Origin of the sequence: Mycobacterium sp. (assembly GCF_050701515.1) — a bacterium.
In the GTDB taxonomy this organism is placed as follows: Bacteria; Actinomycetota; Actinomycetes; order Mycobacteriales; family Mycobacteriaceae; genus Mycobacterium.
The window spans coordinates 1-3,257 of record NZ_JBOGDB010000039.1 but is presented as its reverse complement, the minus strand read 5'-3'; the positions used below and the strand labels follow the sequence as shown (position 1 = coordinate 3,257).

Here is a 3,257-nt window from a genome sequence, read left to right as displayed (position 1 = left end):
GTCAGCGACCGGCGGGTGGTCACCGTCGAGTCGACGCGTGCGGCCCTCACCGAGCTGACCAGACGTGTCGAAACCTGGCCGCAGGCCGCGGCGGTGTGCGACGACGTGTTGCGTGCGGTCGATCCGGCCGCGCCCGCGCTGGCCGGCTTGGTCACCGAATCCCTTGCCTACTCGACGCTGCAGTCGGGTAAGGAGTTCGCCCGATGGCTCGCGCAGCGGGGGCCCGCGACGGCGCCGGTCTTGCCGGATCCGGTGCTGGCCGACCGGGACGGCGCCACCCTGCATATCCGGTTCAACCGGTCGGGGCGGCACAACGCGTTCTCCAACGATGCCCGCGCTGCGCTGCTCGAGGCTCTCGACGTGGCTCGCTACGACCCGTCTGTCGACGAGGTGATCCTGTCCGGAAACGGCCCGTCGTTCTGCAGCGGCGGCGATCTCGCCGAGTTCGGTTCGTTCGCCGACCCGGCCAGCGCGCACATCGCCCGGCTGCGGCACAGCCCCGCACTGGTGCTGGATGAGCTTTCCACCCGGTTGGGCCGGCGCTGCCGCGCCCGCGTGCATGGCCAGGTGCTCGGCAGCGGACTGGAGATGGCCGCGTTCTGCGGATGGGTTGAGGCACAGCGAGATTCGGTGATCGGTCTGCCCGAGCTGGCTCTTGGACTGGTACCCGGCGCGGGCGGAACCGTCAGCGTGACGCGACGCATCGGTCGTTGGCGCACCGCATATCTGGTGCTGTCGGGTCGCCAGATCGATGCGGCCACCGCGCTCGGCTGGGGTTTGGTAGACGCCATCGAATCTCGGTAATTGCGTGCAGAATGTGCTGGTGGGCTCGTTGGCGATTCCCGATTCTGTGCTATCCCGGGCACGGCAGGTGGCCCGCGAAATCGGTCGAGCGGCCGCCGCCCTCGGTGGCAGCGTGTTCGTCGACGCCGACGAGATCCTCACCGGCCGGGCCGCAATACTCGGGCTCCAACCGGCCGGGCTGATCTCGGCGGGTGGCTCGACGCGGCTGCTGGCCACCCGGGACGGCTGGTGTGCGCTGACGCTGTCCCGCGACGACGATGTCGAGGCCGTTCCGGCGCTGCTCGAATCATCGGGGCCAGTCGCGGATCCATGGGCGGCGCTGACCACCACGGCCGCCGATCGCCGGGCGGCCGAGCTCGTCGAGCGGGCACGGCTGCTCGACCTGCCGGCCGCGGTGCTCGGGGAGGTGACACCCGCCGCACCGACATTCGTTCGCCGCGGTGCCACCGCGGCCAGGGCGGTCGGTGATCTGCTGGTCGCCGATCTGTCCTCGATGTGGGCCGGACCGCTGTGTGGACAGCTGCTCGCCGCGGCCGGTGCGACCGTCGTCAAGGTCGAGGGCCGGAACCGGCCCGACGGCACCCGCTCGGGTCACCCGGGATTCTTCGATTGGATGAACTCGTCAAAGCTGTCCTACGCCATCGACTTTCGCGACGCGCAACTGCGGCCGCTGCTGGAGGTCGCCGACGTTGTGATCGAGGGCTCGCGGCCCGCCGCGCTGGCTCGCCGTGGTCTCGGCCCCGACCAGGTGCCGGGCCGCCCCGGCCGGGTCTGGTTGCGCGTCACCGGTTATGGGAGTGACGGGGACCGCGCCTATTGGATCGCATTCGGCGACGACGCCGCGGTCGCGGGCGGGCTCGTCGGCGCCGCGCACGCGAGGAGCAAAAAAGGTCCGAGTCCGGCGTTCGTCGGCGACGCGATCGCCGACCCGCTGACCGGAATGGAAGCCACACTGGCGGTGCTGGAAGCGTTGGGGCGCGGCGGCGGTGAGGTCGTCGAGATATCCCTCGCGGCGGTGGCTGCCAGCTACGCGGCGTTGCCGTCCATCGCACTTGTGGACAACGGGGAGCGCCTGCGCGTGCCGGCGCCCCCGCGGCACTCGGCCGCGTTGCTCGGCGCCGACAACGACCGTGTCCGCGAGTTGATCGAAGCCAGGCACGCCACATGCTGATTCGCCGCGGCACACTGCTCGACGGGCGCCTCGCCGACATCCGGGTCGAAGAGCGGGTCATCGACGTGGCCGACACATTGGCCCCGCTGGAGGGCGAGCACGTGTTGGAGGCCGACGGCGGTGCGGTGCTGCCCGGACTACACGATCACCACCTGCATCTGCGGGCGATGGCAGCGGTGCTCGACTCCGTAGTGGTCGGCCCGCCGGGAATACGAACGAAAGCGCAACTGGCACAAGCGCTTGCGATCGCCGCTCCGGGACCCGACGGCTGGATCCGAGCGGTCGGGTACCACACTTCGGTGGCCGGTGAGCTTGATCGCGAACAGCTGGATGCGCTGGTGCCCGACACACCGCTACGTATCCAGCACCGCAGCGGCGCCATGTGGATCCTGAACACGGCGGGGCTGGCCAGCGTCGGGCTGGCCGATCATCCGGACGGCCGGCTGCACAGCGCCGACGATTGGTCGGATGCGTTGCCGCGCCGCGCAACAGAGCTTGCCGATATCAGCCGCCGCCTCATCGAATACGGGGTTACCGGCGTCACCGATGCCACGCCGGACCTGACCGCCGATGACATCGTGACATTGATGGTGGCCCATCGCCGCGGCGAGATCCCGCAGCGGCTGCACTTTCTGGCGCCCGGCAAGAGGATCCTGCACGATGACCGGCTCGACGTCGACGAGCTGACGGACTGGGTCGCCTATCACCACGACGACGAGATCCCCGTCGCGTTGCACTGCGTCACCCGCGCCCAACTGGTGGTCGCGATCGCCGCGCTGCGGTCAGCCGGCGGCCACCAGCGGGATCGCATCGAACACGCGGCGGTGGTTCCCGACGACACCGTGGCCGACTTGGTCGACAGCGGTGTCACCGTCGTAACGCAGCCCAACTTCGTCGCCGAACGCGGGGAGCACTACCTGCGGGACGTCCCCGCCGGCGAATGGCCGCAGTTGTGGCGGGTGGCGTCGCTGCTGGCGGCGGGCATACCGATGGCCGCCAGTACCGATGCGCCGTTCGGCGGGATGGACCCGTGGGCGGCGATGCGCGCGGCCGTGCATAGATCGACCGCGACGGGAGAGGTGCTCGTCCCCGACGAGCGGGTCTCCCCGCAGGAGGCGCTGCGACTGTTCCTCGGCCACCCCGACCGGCCGGCGATGCCGCGCACCGTCGACCCGGGGCAGCCCGGGGACCTGATGGTGCTCACCGCCCCGCCCGCCGAAGCGCTGGCGACCTTGGCGTCCAATATGGTCGCCGCGACCGTGATCGGCGGCCGGGTTATTTA

3 protein-coding genes are annotated in these 3,257 nt (G+C 70.5%); all 3 read left to right on the top strand.

Annotated elements, in window-relative coordinates; all coding sequences use genetic code 11:
* Positions 1-804, top strand: an 804-nt coding sequence (locus ACRDU5_RS03245; RefSeq protein WP_526612779.1) for an enoyl-CoA hydratase/isomerase family protein, incomplete at its 5' end; no start/stop codon positions are given.
* A 16-nt stretch (positions 805-820) separates the two neighbouring features.
* Positions 821-1,975 carry a CoA transferase gene (locus tag ACRDU5_RS03240; protein WP_526612781.1) on the top strand — a complete coding sequence of 385 codons (1,155 nt, stop codon included), beginning with the start codon at positions 821-823 and terminating at the stop codon, positions 1,973-1,975.
* Positions 1,969-3,257, top strand: a 1,289-nt coding sequence (locus tag ACRDU5_RS03235) for an amidohydrolase family protein (protein WP_526612777.1), incomplete at its 3' end; no start/stop codon positions are given. The genes ACRDU5_RS03240 and ACRDU5_RS03235, both read left to right, overlap by 7 nt.